Source organism: Bacillus sp. FJAT-29790, from assembly GCF_019039215.1.
Lineage (GTDB): Bacteria > Bacillota > Bacilli > Bacillales > Cytobacillaceae > Cytobacillus.
In genome coordinates this window covers 41,839-60,794 of sequence record NZ_JAHNZZ010000006.1, presented here as the reverse complement: position 1 = coordinate 60,794, position 18,956 = coordinate 41,839, and the positions used below count along the sequence as shown (strand labels likewise).

Annotated in this window: 15 protein-coding genes; 3 read left to right on the top strand and 12 right to left on the bottom strand. The window is 38.5% G+C overall.

The window, feature by feature from the left end; all coding sequences use genetic code 11:
• Positions 1 to 112: 112 nt before the first annotated feature.
• The 10 genes from BGM26_RS20700 to acnA form a co-directional block, all read right to left on the bottom strand.
• The gene (locus BGM26_RS20700) at positions 113 to 1,132 is read right to left on the bottom strand and encodes an ABC transporter ATP-binding protein (RefSeq protein ID WP_217042224.1); all 1,020 of its coding nucleotides are present in this window, start codon (positions 1,130 to 1,132) and stop codon (positions 113 to 115) included.
• Positions 1,125 to 2,135, bottom strand: coding sequence for an ABC transporter ATP-binding protein (locus BGM26_RS20695; protein ID WP_217042182.1), 1,011 nt, complete (start codon positions 2,133 to 2,135; stop codon positions 1,125 to 1,127). The genes BGM26_RS20700 and BGM26_RS20695 overlap by 8 nt, the downstream gene beginning before the upstream one ends.
• A 17-nt stretch (positions 2,136 to 2,152) precedes the next feature.
• Positions 2,153 to 3,073 (bottom strand): ABC transporter permease, encoded by a 921-nt coding sequence (locus BGM26_RS20690; RefSeq protein WP_217042181.1) that lies wholly within the window; start codon positions 3,071 to 3,073, stop codon positions 2,153 to 2,155.
• A gap of 57 nt (positions 3,074 to 3,130) precedes the next feature.
• Positions 3,131 to 4,081 carry an ABC transporter permease gene (locus tag BGM26_RS20685; RefSeq protein WP_217042180.1) on the bottom strand — a complete coding sequence of 317 codons (951 nt, stop codon included), beginning with the start codon at positions 4,079 to 4,081 and terminating at the stop codon, positions 3,131 to 3,133.
• Positions 4,082 to 4,192: 111 nt separating this feature from the next.
• A complete protein-coding gene (locus BGM26_RS20680; RefSeq protein ID WP_217042179.1) occupies positions 4,193 to 5,755 on the bottom strand; it encodes an ABC transporter substrate-binding protein in 1,563 nt (520 codons plus the stop codon).
• Positions 5,756 to 6,157: 402 nt separating this feature from the next.
• Positions 6,158 to 6,865 (bottom strand): response regulator, encoded by a 708-nt coding sequence (locus tag BGM26_RS20675; RefSeq protein ID WP_217042178.1) that lies wholly within the window; start codon positions 6,863 to 6,865, stop codon positions 6,158 to 6,160.
• The gene (locus tag BGM26_RS20670) at positions 6,853 to 8,511 is read right to left on the bottom strand and encodes an ATP-binding protein (protein ID WP_217042177.1); all 1,659 of its coding nucleotides are present in this window, start codon (positions 8,509 to 8,511) and stop codon (positions 6,853 to 6,855) included. Before BGM26_RS20670 ends, BGM26_RS20675 begins: the two co-directional genes overlap by 13 nt.
• A 383-nt stretch (positions 8,512 to 8,894) precedes the next feature.
• Positions 8,895 to 10,226: an MFS transporter gene (locus tag BGM26_RS20665; protein ID WP_217042176.1), complete on the bottom strand. Its 1,332-nt coding sequence runs from the start codon at positions 10,224 to 10,226 to the stop codon at positions 8,895 to 8,897.
• Positions 10,227 to 10,287: 61 nt separating this feature from the next.
• Positions 10,288 to 11,388, bottom strand: a complete 1,101-nt coding sequence (locus BGM26_RS20660) for a lactonase family protein (protein ID WP_217042175.1) — start codon at positions 11,386 to 11,388, stop codon at positions 10,288 to 10,290.
• Positions 11,389 to 11,449: 61 nt separating this feature from the next.
• Positions 11,450 to 14,152 (bottom strand): aconitate hydratase AcnA, encoded by a 2,703-nt coding sequence (acnA, locus tag BGM26_RS20655; RefSeq protein ID WP_217042174.1) that lies wholly within the window; start codon positions 14,150 to 14,152, stop codon positions 11,450 to 11,452.
• Between the two features lie 172 nt (positions 14,153 to 14,324).
• Between acnA and BGM26_RS20650 the strand changes: the two genes are divergently transcribed.
• On the top strand, positions 14,325 to 15,182 hold the full coding sequence (locus BGM26_RS20650) for a LysR family transcriptional regulator (RefSeq protein WP_217042173.1): 858 nt from the start codon (positions 14,325 to 14,327) through the stop codon (positions 15,180 to 15,182).
• A gap of 35 nt (positions 15,183 to 15,217) precedes the next feature.
• Here BGM26_RS20650 and BGM26_RS20645 read toward each other — a convergent pair whose 3' ends face one another.
• Positions 15,218 to 15,829 (bottom strand): RraA family protein, encoded by a 612-nt coding sequence (locus tag BGM26_RS20645; protein WP_217042172.1) that lies wholly within the window; start codon positions 15,827 to 15,829, stop codon positions 15,218 to 15,220.
• A 370-nt stretch (positions 15,830 to 16,199) separates the two neighbouring features.
• Between BGM26_RS20645 and BGM26_RS20640 the strand changes: the two genes are divergently transcribed.
• A complete protein-coding gene (locus BGM26_RS20640) occupies positions 16,200 to 16,586 on the top strand; it encodes a BlaI/MecI/CopY family transcriptional regulator (RefSeq protein WP_217042171.1) in 387 nt (128 codons plus the stop codon).
• Between the two features lie 17 nt (positions 16,587 to 16,603).
• On the top strand, positions 16,604 to 18,436 hold the full coding sequence (locus tag BGM26_RS20635) for a M56 family metallopeptidase (protein WP_217042170.1): 1,833 nt from the start codon (positions 16,604 to 16,606) through the stop codon (positions 18,434 to 18,436).
• A gap of 227 nt (positions 18,437 to 18,663) precedes the next feature.
• Here the strand turns inward: BGM26_RS20635 and BGM26_RS20630 are convergent, their stop codons facing one another.
• A complete protein-coding gene (locus tag BGM26_RS20630) occupies positions 18,664 to 18,951 on the bottom strand; it encodes a hypothetical protein (protein WP_217042169.1) in 288 nt (95 codons plus the stop codon).
• Positions 18,952 to 18,956 lie beyond the last annotated feature (5 nt).

Genomic DNA, 18,956 nt, shown 5'->3' with positions numbered 1-18,956 from the left:
CGGTTTACTTGTAGCAAAATTTACTAGTCATCTAGTGAGGGTGAATCTTCCTGAAACAGAGAAAAAACTCCTTCCCTTAGAAGCAAAGGAGCCTTTTCATCATAGCCCATCATTAATTGTATAGGTGGCAGGCTACATGATGATCGGTTGACATTTGTTTCTTTTTCGGAATTTCCTTTTTGCATCTTTCCTCTGCAAATGGACATCTTGTATGAAAAACACAGCCTGAAGGAGGATTCATAGGAGATGGCAATTCCCCTTTTAATATGATTCGATCCCTTTTATCCCCTAATTTCGGTACTGGTACTGCTGATAAGAGAGCCTGTGTATAAGGATGTAAAGGGTTTGAAAATAATACATCAGTTGGTGCTTCTTCTACTAATCTTCCAAGATACATGACACCAATTCGATCAGAAATATGACGAACTACGCTCATATCATGAGATATAAAAAGAAAGCTTAAGTCTAACTCAGACTGTAATTTCTTTAACAAATTGATGATCTGGGATTGAATTGACACGTCCAGAGCAGACACAGGTTCATCCATAATTAGTATTTTCGGGTTTAAGATAAGCGCCCTAGCAAGCCCAATTCGTTGTCTTTGACCACCCGAAAATTCATGTGGATACCGATAATAATGTTCTAGTTGTAAGCCAACAGTATTTAATATTTCCATTACAATTTCTGTTCTTTCTTTCGCATTACCGATATTATGAATAACTAATGGTTCCTCTAGCGTTTTCCCAATTCTTTTTCTTGGATTTAATGAAGAATAAGGGTCTTGAAAAACCATTTGAATATCTTGACGCACTTTTCTCAACTCTTGTTCTGAAAGTTTGAAAATGTCGTCACCATTATAAATTGCCTGACCCTCAGTTGGTTCTGTTAGTTTTAGTATCGTACGTCCTGTTGTACTTTTCCCACATCCTGATTCTCCGACAAGGCCGTAAGTTTCGCCCTTATAAAGATTAAATGAAACATCATTCACCGCTTGAACAAATGTTTTTTCCTTATTAAAGTTTAGGAGGCTCTTTTTGACAGGGAAAAACTTTTTTAAATTATTTATTTCCAGGAGTGTTTCTTTCCTTGTCCTTCTTTCTGTCTGTTCCTTACTTGATTCAACTTTAAGTATGGACACCGGCTGCAACCTCCTTCTCTGCAAGAATTTTTTCAAAGTGCCAACATTTCACTTTTTGCGAAGGTGTATGTTCGAAAACAGGCGGTGAAGCTGCAATACATTGTTCATCTGCAAATGGACATCGAGATGCAAAGCGACACCCTTTAGGCACGCGTGTTAATGGAGGTACAGTTCCTTCAATCGTATGGAGAAGCGCAGACCTGTCCCCGTCCAATTGTGGAATCGATTTAATCAGACCTTGCGTATAAGGATGCAATGGCCTAGAGAATAGTTCTTCGATACTTGCCTCTTCAACAATTTCTCCTAAATACATGACAACAACTCTAGAACATAACTCAGCAACTACTCCTAAGTCGTGCGTGATAAAGATAATTCCCATATCCAATTCTTCATTTAAATTTTTCATTAAATCCAAAATTTGAGCTTGAATTGTCACATCCAACGCTGTAGTCGGTTCATCTGCAATTAATAATTGCGGGCGGCAAGCGAGTGCTACAGCGATCATCGCCCTTTGCCTCATTCCTCCCGAAAGATTATGCGGAAACTCCTTTGCTCTTCTTTCAGGAGATGGAATGCCAACGAGCTTTAATAGCTCAATTGCTTTTTCTTCCGCATCCTTTTTACTTACATTTTGGTGCAAAATAATTGATTCAGCAATTTGTCGGCCAACTGTGTGTACCGGGTTTAATGTACTGAGCGGGTCTTGAAATATCATTGAGATATCATTTCCCCTCACTTTGTTCATCTGTTTATTACTAAGGGAAAGAAGATTCGTGCCTTTAAAATTAATTTCGCCTTCATATTCAACCGTTCCTTTTTCAAATAGTCTTAAAATGGTTTGGGACATGACACTTTTTCCGCAGCCAGATTCGCCAACAACCCCTAATATTTCGCCCTTTTTAACATCAAAAGATACACCCTTCACAGCTGTCACTTGGCCTGTTTCCGTGTAGAAATGTGTTTTCAGATCCTTTATTTCCAAGAGCACATCAGTCATGACTCTCTTCCCCCCTTTTAGCTTTTTGCTTTAGCCTTTTTTTTCTTGATTTTTTTATAATGGGGGTCCATTATGTCTCTCAGCCCATCGCCTAAAGAGTTAAGACCAATTACTGAAAGGATAATGAGCAAACCTGGAAAGACAGTCATCCACCATGCATTAAAGATGACAAGCTTTCCGTCATAGAGAATATTTCCCCAACTTGGTGCTGGAGCTGGGATCCCTGCGCCAAGAAAACTCAATGCAGCTTCTGTAATGATTGAGTCCGCAAAAATGAACGTTGCTTGCACAATTAAAGGTGAAAGGACATTGGGTGCTACGTGAAGCCAGATAATGCGCGTTGAACTAGCACCTTGGGCCTTCATTGCTTCTATATACGTTTGCTCCCGAACAACTAATGCAGCGGATCGAACAATACGTGCTACATATGGAGTAAATACGATACTTAATGCGATGATTACGTTTTCAACTTTAGGTCCTAAAGCAGCCATTAGGGCAATTGCTAATAAAATACCAGGGATCGCCATCAGTCCATCGCATATTCTCATTAAAATTTGGTCTAAACTTTTGTAAAAACTAGCGTATAAACCGACTGTCAGTCCGATGATTGAAGTAATGATCGCTATCGAAAATCCTACGCCGATCGATGCCCGAGCTCCATAAATAATTCGTGTTAATAAATCCCTGCCAAAATTATCCGTACCCAAAATATGCTGTGCATTAGGCGCCTGTAGTCGGTTACTGACGATCATTTCATATGGGCTATAGCCTACTAAAAATGGACCTACTAAACCTAAAAGCACTAAAAATACGAGTATAGTAATCCCTATCAACATCGAATAATTGGAAAAAAAGCGTCTTTTCAGAATTTGATTCTGCTCTTTCTTTAATTTCCTTCTTGCCGCTGATAGGGTTATTGTGCTGCCGATGCCATCCATACTATTCCTCCTAACACTTAGAAATGGACAAAACAGAAGATTAAGATAATTATGCGTTTATTTTTCTGCCAATCTAACACGTGGATCAATGATTCCATAAAGAATATCAATGACTAGGTTTAACATCACATACACAAATGTCACGAAAAGCACAATTCCCTGTATCACCGTATAATCTCGTTTTGAAACCGAATTAATGATTAGCGATCCAATACCAGGGATATTAAAAATGGTTTCTGTTACAACTGCTCCAGTTACTAAGCCACCAAAAGTAATACCGATAACTGTCAGAATCGGAAGAAAGGCATTCTGTAAAGCATGGTTGTATATGACTCTTCTTTCTACTACGCCTTTTGCTCTGGCCATTTTAATATAGTTCGTATTTAGTACTTCCAACATCGAAGATCTTGTCATTCGGGCAATCAAAGCGGCTTGAATGGAACCTAATGAAATGGCTGGCATGATTAAATACTTAAGGTGATTCCATATTCCACTCTCTAGTGGCCGGTATCCAGCTACAGGTAACCATTGTAGCTTTACGCCAATTAGTAATACTAAAAACAACGCGAGTAGAAAGCTAGGTATGGCCATTCCTAATAATGAGAACCCCATTACCGTTTGATCAGTAGCTGTACCTCTCTTAATTGCTGCAATAATTCCAAATGGAATAGCAATACACAGGGCAACTATTTCAGCTAGGATTGCGAGGGACAATGTTGGACCAATATGACTTATTATTGCTTCGTTAACTGACATATGCATATGATAAGATGAGCCTAAATCCCCCACCACAGCCTTTTTAATCCAGGTCCAATATTGCTCATAGACTGGTTTATCTAATCCAAGCTGTGTTCTAGCACTGGCAATTTGTTCTTCCGTTGCTTCCTCACCAAGCATATAGGTTGTTGGATCACCAGGGGTGAGATGGATAATAGAAAAGATGACAATTGATACAATAAATAATACTGGAATTAAGGAGAACAAGCGCTTTATAATATAAGACCACATGAGAGATTACCTCCTTTTAAACGTAATAACGGTGTGATGAATTTAATTAAAAAGATAACGCCATGTCTATTAAAATAAACGATAAACCTGGCGTTATCTTGTCCAGAATAATTATTTAGAATTTGAAACGTTCCAGAAAATAAGACCATCTACATCTTCTAAATGTGAGAGTGATTTACGTGATGCAAATAACATATCCCCATCCCCCATTTTAATAGCAGGTTTATAATCTAAGAACCAAGTCTGTAATTCATCATAATACCCTCGTGCTTCTTCTAGTGATGGCGCTTGACGAATCTTTGCAGTGATTGCTTCTAACTCCTCGCTATTTGTCCAGCCTACATAGTCTGGTCTTGTCCATACAAGAGAAGTCGGTTCTACTTTTCCTTTATTTGTAATTATCGTAATATCGAAGGCATCCGGATCATTTCGGCGTTCAGAAAATGTTGGCCAATCGTAAACTTCTAATTTTACGTTAACCCCAGCCTTTTTTAACTGCTCTTGTACAACAATAGAAGCATTATACATATGGTCATAGTCTCTTGATGTCATTAAACGAATTTCTTCGCCGTTGTAACCAGCTTCTTTAAATAACTTTTTTGAAAGTTCTACATCTTGGAAACCATAGTCATCTTTCCCAATGTCGGTATTCCATTGTGTTTCCTGATTAGCCAACATGACATGGTGATTCGTCTTATAATAGTCGGGATTGACGAAAGCTGCTTTTAACACGTCTTCTTTATTTACTGCTGCAGCCAATGCTTCCCGTGCTAGTTTATTTGTAAAAAGACCTTCTTTTTTATTGAAATATAATAGCAACAGTTCCCTTGGGACACTATTCAACTCAACATCCTTGCTGCTAAGGATCTGATCTACGTTATCAATCGGAAGCTCCATAACTGCATCATATTCTCCTGATAAAATCCCCGCAACACGAGTGGATGAATCAGGAACAAATAAAATATAAAGATCATCTACAAGTGCTTCTCTTTTTCCTGCTAAACCATCTCCAGCTTCTTCACGACTCGAGTAATCATCGAATTTCGTTAAATGAATTTGTTGATTTTGTTTCCATTCCTTAAATTGAAATGGACCTGTACCGATATACTCGGTTACTTTTTCTTTTTCATCTTTTCCTTCAAGAATTGCAGCAGGCATGATACTAGGAGATTCTCCCCCGGAATAAGCAAGAACTAGCGTTGCAGTTGATGTCGGCTGCGCCATTTCCAATTGAACTGTATACTCATCGATTTCTTTGAAATTTGCTCCTTTAAATGTTTCTTTTCCAGAACTAGAAACATTAATCCAACGATTCATTGAAGCAACAACATCGGCAGCTTTCATTTCTTCGCCATTATGAAATTTAACTCCCTTACGCAAGTTAAATTCGATTACTTTACCATCCTCTTTATACGATTCTACAAGCATCGGCTGAATTTCACCGTTAGAGTCAAAAGTAAGAAGGGTTTCAAAAATATTTCTTGCGATATTTGAAGATATTGTCGTTGTATTAACATGCGTATCCAATGTTGGTGGCTCTGAAGGTACTGCTACTCTCAATTCTCCGCCTTTTATTTCCTTTTCGGTTTTATCCCCAGCTGCCTCCTCACTCGAACACCCGATAAGAGCAATTAACATAACACTAAACAATAACGCGTATTTAAATAATTTCATTCTAGTTCCCCCTTTATCCATTTATTTTTCAGCTTACAGTTACTAAAATCAGCGTTTTAGCCTCAAGTACGGTATTGGTTACCTTTCCCGGTAATTCTATGAAACTAGTAAATTCACTTCAGATTAAGTAGGTTAATTCATGAAGGCGGTTACATTTTCTTCGCAAAAAGTCTTAGCATCAAAATAAAACATTTTTTATTAGACTTGTTGGTTTTCCAAAACAATAGGGGAAAAGTCTTATCGCACTCCTTTTTTGGTGTTCATTTACGGAAGACCACTCATAATCATCACACTCATCCCTCTATTCTGACATTTTTATATATTCAGTAATTTATCATTAGTTTGTTGGTTAAAAAAAGATTATATAATTAAAAACAGTAATGATCATTGTGATCGTTTTGTTCATTTTGTCCACTGCATATATCTTCGCTCTGGCCGTCCGATATCACCATATTTAAGTTGGGCTTCCGCTTCTTTTATTGATACTAAGTATTCTAAATATCGCCTAGCTGTCGAACGGCTAACACCTACTTCATTGCCAGCATTCAGGGCGGTCACTCCTGATTCGCCGCCCGCCCGCAAGATATTTTTTATTTTTTCTAATGTGAACTTGTCGATTCCTTTTGGGATCATTTCTTCTGAAGAAGCTTCCGTCTCCGGCAATGATTGTAATCCTGTCAGTCGGTCGATTTCTTCCTGTTCAAGTTCTTCTCTCGATGCTAGAAGCGTACGCTGTTCACTGAACCTCTCCAATGTCTGTTCAAAACGGACGAAATCTGCAGGTTTGACAATATAATCGAAAATGCCGCCTCGCAGTGTTTCGGCAATCGTCGCCACTTCCTTTGCCGCAGTTATCATGATGATATCAATTTCATTGAACTCTTTCCGTAGCTGCCAAAATAAATTCAATCCTTCTACGTCTGGAATATAGACATCCAATAAAATGAGGTGGGGTAAAGTCGTATTGTTCCGTAAATAGGCTAAAGCCTCTTCGCCCGTTTTCACTACATCTAGGACAGTAAATCCATTTATCCGATTAACAAACTGACGGTTAATATCAGCTATTCTAAAATCATCTTCCACAATTAACACTTGAATCATTTCACGCATTTCTGTGTCTCCTCCTTGGGTATAGAAACAACAAAGCAAGCTCCGTTAAGCTCTCCTTCCTCTAAATAGAGGGCTCCATTCACTTCGGAAATCAACTGTTTCGTCAAAGCGAGTCCGAAACCACGGTGAACACCTTCCTTTAAAGAAAACCCTTGTTCGAAGATTTTGTTTGAAATCTCTTCCGGTATTCCTTCCCCAGAATCCTCGATTTCAAAAATAATATCATTGCCGATATCCGTAAAAAAAATAGAAATTTTACGATTTAAGGCAGATCTATTTTTCACCGCATCCACCGCATTATCAATAAGGTTACCCACAGCGGTTAACAACGCTTTACTCTGTTTTTCACATAATTGACTTTCTAGGACGCTATCTGAATCGATTGATAAATCAATGCCGAGCTCATTTGCCTGATTTAACTTGCCTAATAAAAGACCACTCACCAACGGATCAGACACTTTCTGTATTAAAAGACGAATCCAATTTTTTTGTAAGTTACTTTCCTTTTGAATATAATCGATGACTTCCTCTCTCTTTCCTAACTGCAGTAAACCGAGTATTGTATATAACTTATTTGAAAATTCATGTGTTTGGGCACGTAAAGCATTTGCATACTGTTTAACCCGAGCCAATTCCTTCGACAACAACTCGATTTCGGCTTTATTCCGTAAAGTCGAGACAGTTCCTATAAACGTATGTTCAAAATAGATCGGAACTGAGTTGACAAAAACAATTTGATTGCCTATCATCATTTCCTTATTGGATTGCCCATTTATGTTATTCAGGTACTCGGCCAAATCGGTTGTTAGTGACACCTCTTGGATCGTTTTCCCCAAATAATTCTCAGGTGAAGTTTCCTCATTAAATAATAATTGCTGGGCAGCAGCATTCATCGTCGTAATGATCCCATATTGATTTAACGCAATGATCCCTTCATGAGCCGATTTTAGAATTGTTTCTTTTTGGAATAACAAATGTGCTATTTCCTCAGGTTCCATCCCGAATAACACTTTTTTAATATACGATGCAATGACAACTGCTCCGATGATTGCGACTCCGGCAATGAACAACAAGACAAACCATAACTGATTTTTGTAATTGCGAATTAAACTTTGTATATCAGCAGCTAAAAAACCGACTGAAACAACACCGACAATCTTTCCTTCCAAATAAACAGGCACTTTCGCCCTTAGGGAACTGCCTAACGAGCCTTCTGCTTTTGAAACATACGATTCACCGTAAACTAATGCCCTTACATTGTCTCCCCCTACCATTTTCTTTCCGATATGATCTGCCATCGGATGGGAGTACCGGATTTCTTCCATGTTTCCGACAACGATAAACTCAGCCCCCGTCGTTTCTTTGATTGGTGCAATGATTGGATCAATAATCGATGCAGGGTCCTCATCGGTAAATGCCTTAGCCAATTCAGGAATTCGCGCGACACTATTAGCAACGCCCAGAGCTCGGTCCCCCATTTGGGTTTCAAGCGAGTCAGATATGAAATAATCGACGAAAAGCCCGATAACAGCAACAATTGCAATAATTAAAATACCAATGAGCAGAATCATTTTCATTTTCAAATTAATGGTTACGTTAGGTTTGATATGAGGGTTCTTTATGTCACTCTTCTGAAAATTAATCATAGTGAAATATCTCCTTATATTTAAATCACTAGTGTAGCATTAAATAATGCGAGGAATTGAGCAATTACGAAATATTCACAATTTCGAAAATAGACTTTAAGTCTTTTTTCCACTTCGCATTATATTAAGTCTACTTTTAAATGATTAATTTTCCACTCTAAATCTTTCATTCTTTTAAATCTATGATCTAATTAATCCCATTCCACTTTGTGCATAATACCCCCATTTTGATAGCACGAACGGTGCCTGACACTATGTCTAGAAGGAAGCTTCATATAGTGTTTCATTGAAAGGAAAATAATTTGTCACTCCCCCTCCAATTCAGATTCAAGCTTGATTCGAATATCGAAAATCGGCCTCATCCGATTTTTGGGACAGCCCACTCAGACTTGCTTCTCAGCTGCTGCATGCACTTGTGCTTTCTTCTCTACCTTTATTTCATTCGTTTTCATAAAGAAAACCATCAGAAAAGATATTAGTAATAATGCACTTAAAAAAAATAACCCTATCTTTGCATCGCCCGTTCCATCTTTTATAAGACCAATCGTATAAGGCCCTACAAAACCGCCTAAATTCCCAATTGAATTGATAGAGGCTATAGCAATGGCCGCAGTAGACTGCGTTAAAAACAAAGACGGTAAAGCCCAAAACGGTGCTTTAAAACTATACATTCCTGTTAGTGAAACTGTGATCAACGCAATTGCCATGTATGGATTACTTGTAAGCCCGGCACCAACTAATCCAATTGCTGCTATAAAAAGCGGAATGGCCGAATGAAGCCGTCTTTCACCTTTACTGTCAGACCGGCGAGACCAATATAACATCCCAATAGTAGCCCCAATATAAGGGATCATAGCAATTAAGCCAATCTGCATATTCGTTGTAACACCTGAAAAACCTTTAATAATTTGAGGCATCCAGTATCCCACACCAAGACTGCCCGTTTGATAAACAAAATAAATAAATGAGAGAAAGAGCACCTTAGGATTGGTTATAGCTTTCAAAATACCAAGTTGTTTTACATTTTTTCTTGATTCCCTCTCCTTTTTTAACTCTCCTACTAACCACTCTTTTTCTTTGGTATTTAACCATTTCGCATTTTCTGGGCGCTCTGTTAAATAAAATAAAGTTATAATCCCAAGTACTACTGCTGGAAGCCCCTCCAATATAAACATCCAACGCCATCCAGCGAAATCCATCCAATGAATGTAATCCATAATCCAAGTAGAAAGCGGGGCCCCAATAATGTATGAAACTGGAATTGCCGCTGTAAATAACCCAATTGTCGTAGCCTGTTCTTTTGACCTAAACCAATACGTAAAATAAAGGATAATTCCCGGGAAGAACCCAGCTTCAGCTACGCCAAGTAAAAATCTCAAAATATACAAATGCATTGCATTTTGTACAAACCCCGTTGCAACTGCTAATATCCCCCATGTAATGAGAATTCTAGCAATCCAAACCCGGGCGCCAAAACGTTGCATCATGACGTTACTTGGTACCTCAAATAAGAAATACCCGATGAAAAAAATACCGGAAGCAAATCCAAATACTTTACTGCTTAGCGCCAAATCCGCATTCATTTCTAGTGCAGCATATCCCAGGTTTGCTCTATCAATATAGGAAATAATATAACAGATAAAAACAAACGGGATTATACGCCAAGTAACCTTTCGGATCGTTTTCTTTTCAATAAATATTTCTGCTTGGTTCATTCATTTCACTCCTTATTTTGTAGTAAGCGTTTACAAAAAAAAACGATAATATATCATAGACCTATAAGAGTAGAATGCACACCGGACTTCCCGTCCTTACTATATTTCCGGTAGGTATAAGTTTTCCGCTATTTTCATCTACTTTAAAATGCACGATCGTATCACTGTCTTCATTAGCAACGAAAAGGAATTGACCGAGTGAATCTATGGTAAAAAAGCGAGGGGTCTCGCCTAAAGTCGGTTCCCAGTTGACTAGGGAGAGTAGACCCGTTGTCTGATTTACACTGAAAATGGCTATATTGTCATGTCCGCGATTCGATACATAAACAAAGTTACCCGATGGTGCTACAACAACCTCAGCACATGTATTATCAATACTATCTTCCGGTACAGTCGATAGTATTTGTAAGGGTACTAGATGCCCTTTTTGCCTGTCAAAATGATACGTTGCAACAGTTGAATCTAGTTCATTCGCTAAATATACATAGGGTAAAGTTGGGTGGAAATCCACGTGTCTAGGCCCAGAACCTTTACGAGTATCCGCAAAAGTGGGATCATTTGCTATCAGTTTTCCATTAGCCGTATCAAGTGTATAAATATACAGTTTGTTGAATCCCAAGTCAGGTACGATAAAAAAGCGCCCCGTTGGATCCAAAGGGTTATGATGCGGGTGGGGTATACCTTGTTTGGCATATAGATTAGTCTCACTATCGTCCGGGCTGCCAGGAATTTCTACAAGATCACAAAATTCTGCTAGTGATCCGTCATCATTTATCGGGAGGACGGCTAATGTACCTGAAATATAATTTGAGACCACTATAAATTGATTAGTGGGATCTACAACTAAATGAACTGGATTTTTTCCGCCAGTGGATTGCTGATTGATAAAAACTAGCTCACCCGTTTTATTATTGATTTTATATGCACTTATCTTAGTGCAATCTCCATGAACTGTGTATAGAAAACTTCGATTGCGGTCAAAAGTTAAAAAGGAAGGATTAACAATATCCTTTAAGAGCTGAACATGGGTCCAAACCCCTGACTCTGGATTTATTCGAAATACGTTAATTCCTTCGCCCCGAGCATTGCGTTCCTTTGTTGTTCGACATCCCACGTAGGCAAATTTTACAGGACGTTCAGAATCAGAATTTCCGACAAACATTTTTCCACCCCATTTGGTTATCACTATTTGTTCTAATGAATATAACTCTTCCACTTTCTTATTAGGTACTCATCAATTGCCGTACCACTTTTTGCATAATACCCCCATTTTGATAGTATTCTACATCTACTACATTATCGAGACGTACAATGACATCGAAGGCAAACTGTGTTCCGTCCTCCCTTTCGGCTTTCATTTTGATCATCTCACCAGGCTGAATCTGATTAGACAAACCTGCCGTATGGAATATTTCTCTTCCTGTAATGCCTAAAGATTGTGCATTTTCTCCATTTGCAAATTGGAGCGGCAAAACGCCCATCCCTACTAAATTACTCCGATGAATTCGTTCAAAGCTTTCTGCGATGACCATTTTGACGCCGAGAAGCTGAACGCCTTTTGCAGCCCAGTCTCTTGAGCTTCCAGTTCCATATTCTTTTCCCGCAATAATTATGAGAGGCGTTCCATCCTCTTTATATCTAGAAGAAGCTTCATAGATCGATAGTGTTTCATTAGAAGGAAAATAATTCGTCACTCCCCCCTCCGAACCGGGTACAAGCTTGTTTCGAATACGGAGATTTGCCAATGCACCGCGAATCATGACATGATGATTACCGCGCCTTGATGGATAGGAGTTGAAATTTTTAGGATCGATCCCCTTTTCTCTCAAATAAACACCAGCCAAACTTTTCGCTGTGATAATACCCGATGGGGAAAGATGATCCGTTGTGACTGAGTCACCAAGAAAAGCCAATACCCTGGCCTTTTTAATATCTTTCATCGGGGAAGCTTTTTCAGTCAAGTCATGTAAAAAAGGTGGTTGCTGAATATATGTAGAAGAAGCTTCCCATTCAAATAACTGACCCTTAGGTATATGAATTTGATTCCAACTTTCATTTGCTTCATATACTTCTTGATAACGATTTTTAAAAAGTTCGGGACGAATAACATCTGCAATCCATTTTTGCACCTCGGCTGAAGAAGGCCAAATATCACGTAAATATACCGGTTTATATTGATGATCGATCCCAATCGGTTCAGCCGCAAAGTCAATATCAACTGTTCCTGCAAGTGCATAGGCAACGACAAGTGGGGGTGATGCCAAATAATTCGCCTTAATTTCCGGATGAACGCGCCCCTCAAAATTTCGATTTCCTGAAAGAATACTCGCTACGGTTAAATCATGTTGTTCAATCGCTTGGCTAGTCTCGGATGGAAGCGGGCCCGAATTGCCAATACACGTTGCACAACCATAACCCGCGATATAAAATCCTAGTTCTTCCAAGTAAGGTAACAGTCCCGATTCCTTTAAGTAATCTGTCACGACACGCGATCCAGGCGTTAATGAACTTTTAACGAATTGCGGATTTTTCAATCCTCTTTCTACTGCATTTTTTGCCAGTAGACCAGCCATCATTAAGACAGTTGGATTTGATGTATTTGTACAGCTTGTAATCGCCGCCAGTACAACAGATCCATTCGCAATATTGGTTTTTTCTCCATTTTCATGTACAACGGCTACTTCTTTTTTTAGCTGTTCATCGGAAAGTCCATAGCCCCCCTCTGAAATCGGCTTACGGACGATGTCGTGATAGGCTCTTTTCATATTCGTCAAGCCAATCCGGTCTTGGGGGCGTCTTGGCCCTGCGAGTGAAGTAGTGACTGTCGATAGATCTAGTTCAACAATTTCTGGATAATCGGGGGCCTGACTATTCTCCTCCATGAACATTCCTTGTGCCTTATAGTACGTTTCAATTACATTCAAATGTTCTTCACTTCGCCCAATCAGTTGCAAGTACCGGATCGTTTCACGATCAACTGGAAAGAATCCCATTGTCGCTCCATACTCGGGAGCCATATTCGCAACAGCCGCCCGGTCAGCTACGCTCATCGAATGAACGCCTGGTCCATAGAACTCCACAAACTTCCCAACTACGCCACGTTTTCGAAGCATATTCGTAATCGTTAACGCCAAATCTGTTGCTGTTACCCCTTCTGGTAGTGACCCGGTTAATTTAAACCCAAGTACTTCTGGAACAACGAAATACAAAGGTTGTCCTAGCATGGCAGCTTCCGCTTCGATTCCTCCCACTCCCCATGCAACAATTCCAAGACCATTAATCATCGTCGTATGTGAATCAGTTCCCACAAGAGAATCTGGATATAACATGGTTTGACCATCCATTTCTTTTGCAGTGACTACTGATGATAAATACTCCATATTAATTTGATGCATAATACCAGTTGCAGGTGGAACGACATGTAAATTATCAAACGCGTGCTGTGCCCAGCGAAGGAAACGAAACCTCTCCATATTTCGCTCCATGTTTAATTTTTCATTCAATTCCATCGCCTCTGGGCTTCCATGATAATCAACCGATACAGAATGATCTACAACAAGATCAACCGGAATTAACGGATTTACTTTTGAGACATCCCCGCCCTTATGGCTTATGGTCTCTCGCATTGCTGCAAGGTCCACTATAGCCGGAAGCCCCGTAGTGTCATGCAATAAAATACGGGCTGGTTTAAAAGGAACTTCTTCATTTTGATTGCGTTTAACCGTCCAATTAGCAAATTTTTCAATATGTTCTTCTGTAACAGTGCTCCCATCATATTTCCTAATAGCAGCTTCTAGCAGGACTTTTATTGAATAAGGCAACCTCTTTACCTTTCCACCGTCTTCCATTGTTTCAATTGGATAATATAGATATTCTTTTTCGTTAATCACTAATTTTGAAATTATATTTACTATATTTTTATTCACTTTGTTGTCCCCCCCCTAATTCGATGAAGTTTCTACAACTAGCTTAATGCATTTTCAATTTTTAGAAAAATAGTGTTATGGCATAGCTAATGATCCTCATTTTGAATGGACTTTTAGAAAATATTTCTATATGGTATATTGGGTGAAAATTCAATTATTAGGAGGAATGAATATGGATGAGAGGGATTGGCTTATTATTCATACTCTTTACCAAGAAAAAAACATTACGAACACCGGAAAAGCTTTATACATTTCCCAGCCAACGCTAACAAAGCGGTTACAACAAATTGAAACAGAATTAGGGGTAAAAGTTGTCAACCGCGGTGTAAAAGGGGTTCAATTCACACCCGAAGGCGAATATTTGGCAAAACGAGCAGCGGCACTTTTGGACACATTCCGTGAAATAAAGGAAGATGTCGACAATTTCAATCACTATATTGCTGGAACATTGCGCTTAGGGGTATCCAATTTTATCAGTAAATATAAACTTCCAGGATGGCTAACTGCATTTGAAAAACAATATCCAGACGTTGAGTTTCAAGTGGAAACCGGCTATAGCAAACAGATCAACCATCTAGCCTATAATCAAGATATTCATATTGGTTTTATAAGGGGTGATTATAATTGGCCTGAGGAAAAAGAGCTGTTATTTGAAGAATCTCTCTGCATCGCTTCTATTTACCCGATCGATCTAGAAGATCTGCCTAACCTACCAAGAATCGATTACCAAACTGACTTGCTTTATAAACATCTAACAGATAATTGGTGGGCAGAACGCTATTCACAGCCACCTCTGGTAAGAGTGACAATCGACCGCGGTGACACATGCAAAGAAATGGTCTTGAGTGGTCTCGGTTATGCCATACTGCCTTCTCTTTTTTTAAAGGATGTTCCGCATGTTTACCAAATCCCATTACAAACAAAAGAAGGCCTTCCCATCACACAAAAAACATGGATGATTTATCACAAAGATGCTGAAAAGCTTAATGTTGTGAAAGCATTTGTTGACTTTATAAAACATACAGCATAAGAAAAAGACAGGCATTTTCAAGGCCTGTCAATCTTTCACGATAAAAACTTATCTAAATATGCAATGACTTCTTCCTTATTTCCGGATACTTTCTCCGCTCTTTCACGATCTTTATCGACTTTTTCTAGCGACATTTTTAGTATTTTCTCTTCCATTGAACGAGGAATAACAACGACACCATCTGCATCGCCCACTACGATGTCGCCAGGTTGAACAGTTACACCGCCACAGGAAATGGGTATATTGATGGCACCTTCACCTGCTTTACCGCTTGCCGCAATTGTTGTCCCCTTGCAAAAAACAGGATAATTCAACATTTTTGCACCTATGATATCACGAATGACACCATCTACAATAACACCTTCAATGCCAAGTGTTTGCGCCATACCGAGAATAAAATCACCTGCAATAGCCCTGTAAGTATCCCCTTTTGCATCTATAACGAGTACATCGCCAGGCTGTGCTTCACGAATTGCTTTCAATACAACAAGGTTATCACCAACAGGCATTTTTACAGTTAATGCACGACCAGCTACCCGGTATTCTTCCTTTAAAGGTTTAATAGCTGCATCCATATTATCAAGACCATTTAATGCATCAGAAATACATGTTGTTGGAATCTCTTTGAACTGATCTACAATGCTCATTTTTTCTCTCCTCTATTACGGTTTTTTTTAGCCTCAAGTGCTTTTATTTGTATATTCATCTTACCAAGTATTCAACTCTATAAAAAATTGTAATAATTCATCGTTACCGATTCTAAATTTGAATAGTCTATTCCATTTAGTTATTTTTCATTTCCTAGTGGTAATTTGTAAAAATTCATACCTTGTTCAATACAAAAAAGACGGTGATTATAATAAATCCTCAAGGCCGGCTTGAACAAATTTTAGTATTATCTGTTGTTAATCAAACGTTTGATTAACAACTTAATATGTTAAAAAACAGTTGACAATCAGAGATTACATTTGTAATACTTAATATAAGATTACAAATGTAATATAGGAGAGACAATCAATGATGAAAGAGTTACCAAAAATATCTGAAGCTGAATTGGAAATCATGAAAGTTCTTTGGGCAAAATCCCCTCAAACAGCAAATGAAGTAATTGAAAAACTGGAGTCAACAATGGATTGGAATCCGAAAACAATTCGTACACTTATTAACAGATTAGTAAAAAAAGAAGCTGTTTCCTATCACCAAGATAAAGGGCGTATGTATGAATATTATCCTATCGTGTCGCAAGATCGATATTTACAAGTAGAAACAAAATCATTACTAAAACGTTTCAGTGGCGCGTCATTTAAACCTCTTCTTGTAAATTTTTTAAAAGAAGAAAAACTATCCTCAGAAGACATTAATGAGCTCAAACGCATTCTAGATGAGAAAGCTGAAGAAAATTAGAGGAAGGATAGGAAAAGATGATCGAGATTTTTGTAAACACTTATCTGCCTCGCTTTTTTGACTGGGTAGTAGAAACATCTATTATGGCAAGCATTCTCGTAGGTCTTATCATATTTGTTAAAGCCTTACTGAGAGACAAGCTAAACCCAAGGTGGCACTATCTATTATGGATGATTTTAATTGTGAGATTACTACTACCATGGTCACCAGATAGTTCCTATAGTATTTATTCAATCCTTTCATATGCTTATGAAACAACTGTTTCTGTTCAAGGTCCAACTGGTTCTACTTCAGAAAACGAACGCATGAAAGAAACAAATGGTATTTCTGAAGCAAAGATAATCACAGAAGAGGATAGGAACGCAGCTGTTAAGCTTCAAAAAACACTCAAGGGAAGTAATAGAGATGCAATTCGTATTGAGGAGCAAAAGAATAGATCCATTTCCTTTCATACTTTTGCTTTTTACATTTGGTTAGCGGGCGTTATTGTATTTGGCTTCGCAACCTATCTTGTAAATAGACGATTATACCGCTACATAAAGCGACAACCAGTTATGACGGATAGAAGGATTGCTAAAATTTTTGAGACCTGTAAAAAATCTATGTCAGTTCAGATGGATATCCCTCTGCTCCTAACTGGGGAAATATCGAGTCCAAAAGTTCATGGATGCTTTCGTCCAAGAATATTACTTTCAAGTGCGTATATCAGTCAGCTCACTGAGCAGCAGCTTCAACATATTTTTTATCATGAATTAGCCCACATTAAACGAAGGGATGTTGCTCTAAATTGGCTAATGCATAGTTTACTAATCTTAAACTGGTTTAACCCGATACTCTGGTATGCCTACTCTCGTATGCGGGAGGATCAGGAACTTGCATGTGATGCATTTGCTCTAACGTTTCTGGATGAAAAGGAACAAATTTCATATGGTCATACGATTATTAGCCTCTTAGAATACTACTCAAATCATTTCCAACTACCCAGTTTGGCGAATCTCAGTAGAAATAAAAAGACATTAAAGAGGAGAATTCTTATGATTAAAAAATTCCAAGAGAAATCGTATCGTTGGTCTGCAATTGGCCTCATTGCTGTAGTTGCTATTTCATTGCTATCCTTACCAAATGCACAGGCAGATAGATCAAATGAAAAACAAAAAGAACAAACGGCAGAAAAGGTAACAGTATCAAAAACCAAAAAAGCGGAAACAGAAGGACACAAAGTAGTAGTTGAGCCTTTATCTGATACTGATAAAGGTGAAGTGGCATCGGCAGCTTCTTTAGAATTGACTCAAGAACAAAAAGAAGAGTATTACAAGCAGTATGCAGAAATTATCGAGAAAGCAATAGATAAAAAAAGCGGTCTATCGACTGAATTAGTGCCGATCGAAGATTTTAAAGAATCAGATTGGCAGGAACCGCAAGCATTCGAAAAAAGGATTCAAGCAGGAGTGGAAGCGTTTTTAGCAACGGAACGAGAAACACTTGCCGCCGTGTCTACTGATTTAAAGCCTGCTGTAACCAATCCAAATGGCGAAACAACTAAAGCCAGGTATCTATATATTCCTGATATAGTAATTAAAATTGAAGTCACAGCAATATTTGATACACAGCTCGCTGAGGATAAGGGCCGTCAGTTATTCAGCAACGTGGATGCAATTTCGACAAAATTGGCTGGCAGTCTGGTTAACCGTGGCGCTAAGTGGGAGCAAACATTTCAGAAAGCTACAATACTAGACGGAGGACGAACATATCGCATCTACATTGAAGGAATTTTCGATTATAATGGCCTAACAACCGAAAAAGCTTTTACAATTGAATTCGACTGTGATGAATTTGGGAATATATATTGATAGTGTTTTTATTGAATGATCGGGTGCGTTCCTACAATAAGTGGGGACGCTTTTTAACTCAGCTAAAATGAAAAAAGACCTTCCACTAGTTTATTAAACTAATGAAAGACCTTCTTCTGAACTATTTTTTTAGTAGAAAAAGGGGATATCCAGCATACCAGTTAAATCCCGCTTTCTTGGCAGCCCCATTTTTAAATAGCCAATTCGCCTAGACTAACAATTTAGCTCTATAGCTTAACAACAATTTCAGTACCTTCTTTATCTTGAACTTCTACTATCGTCAGCCCTCTATATTGCTTTACAGCTTTAAGCAATGCCCTAATATCTTTACGATCAATAGATGTAGGAATCCAAGCCTTTTCTTTAACGTCCATATTGGATTTTTCGATCATTCGATGAATGAATGACCATATCATTCGTGAAGATATGACATAGACCCCTGTCCGCAATAGAAAATACGGTACCGGAACTGTTATTTGCTTATGATATTTTAGTTTGACCTTCACTTTGATCATCAGGC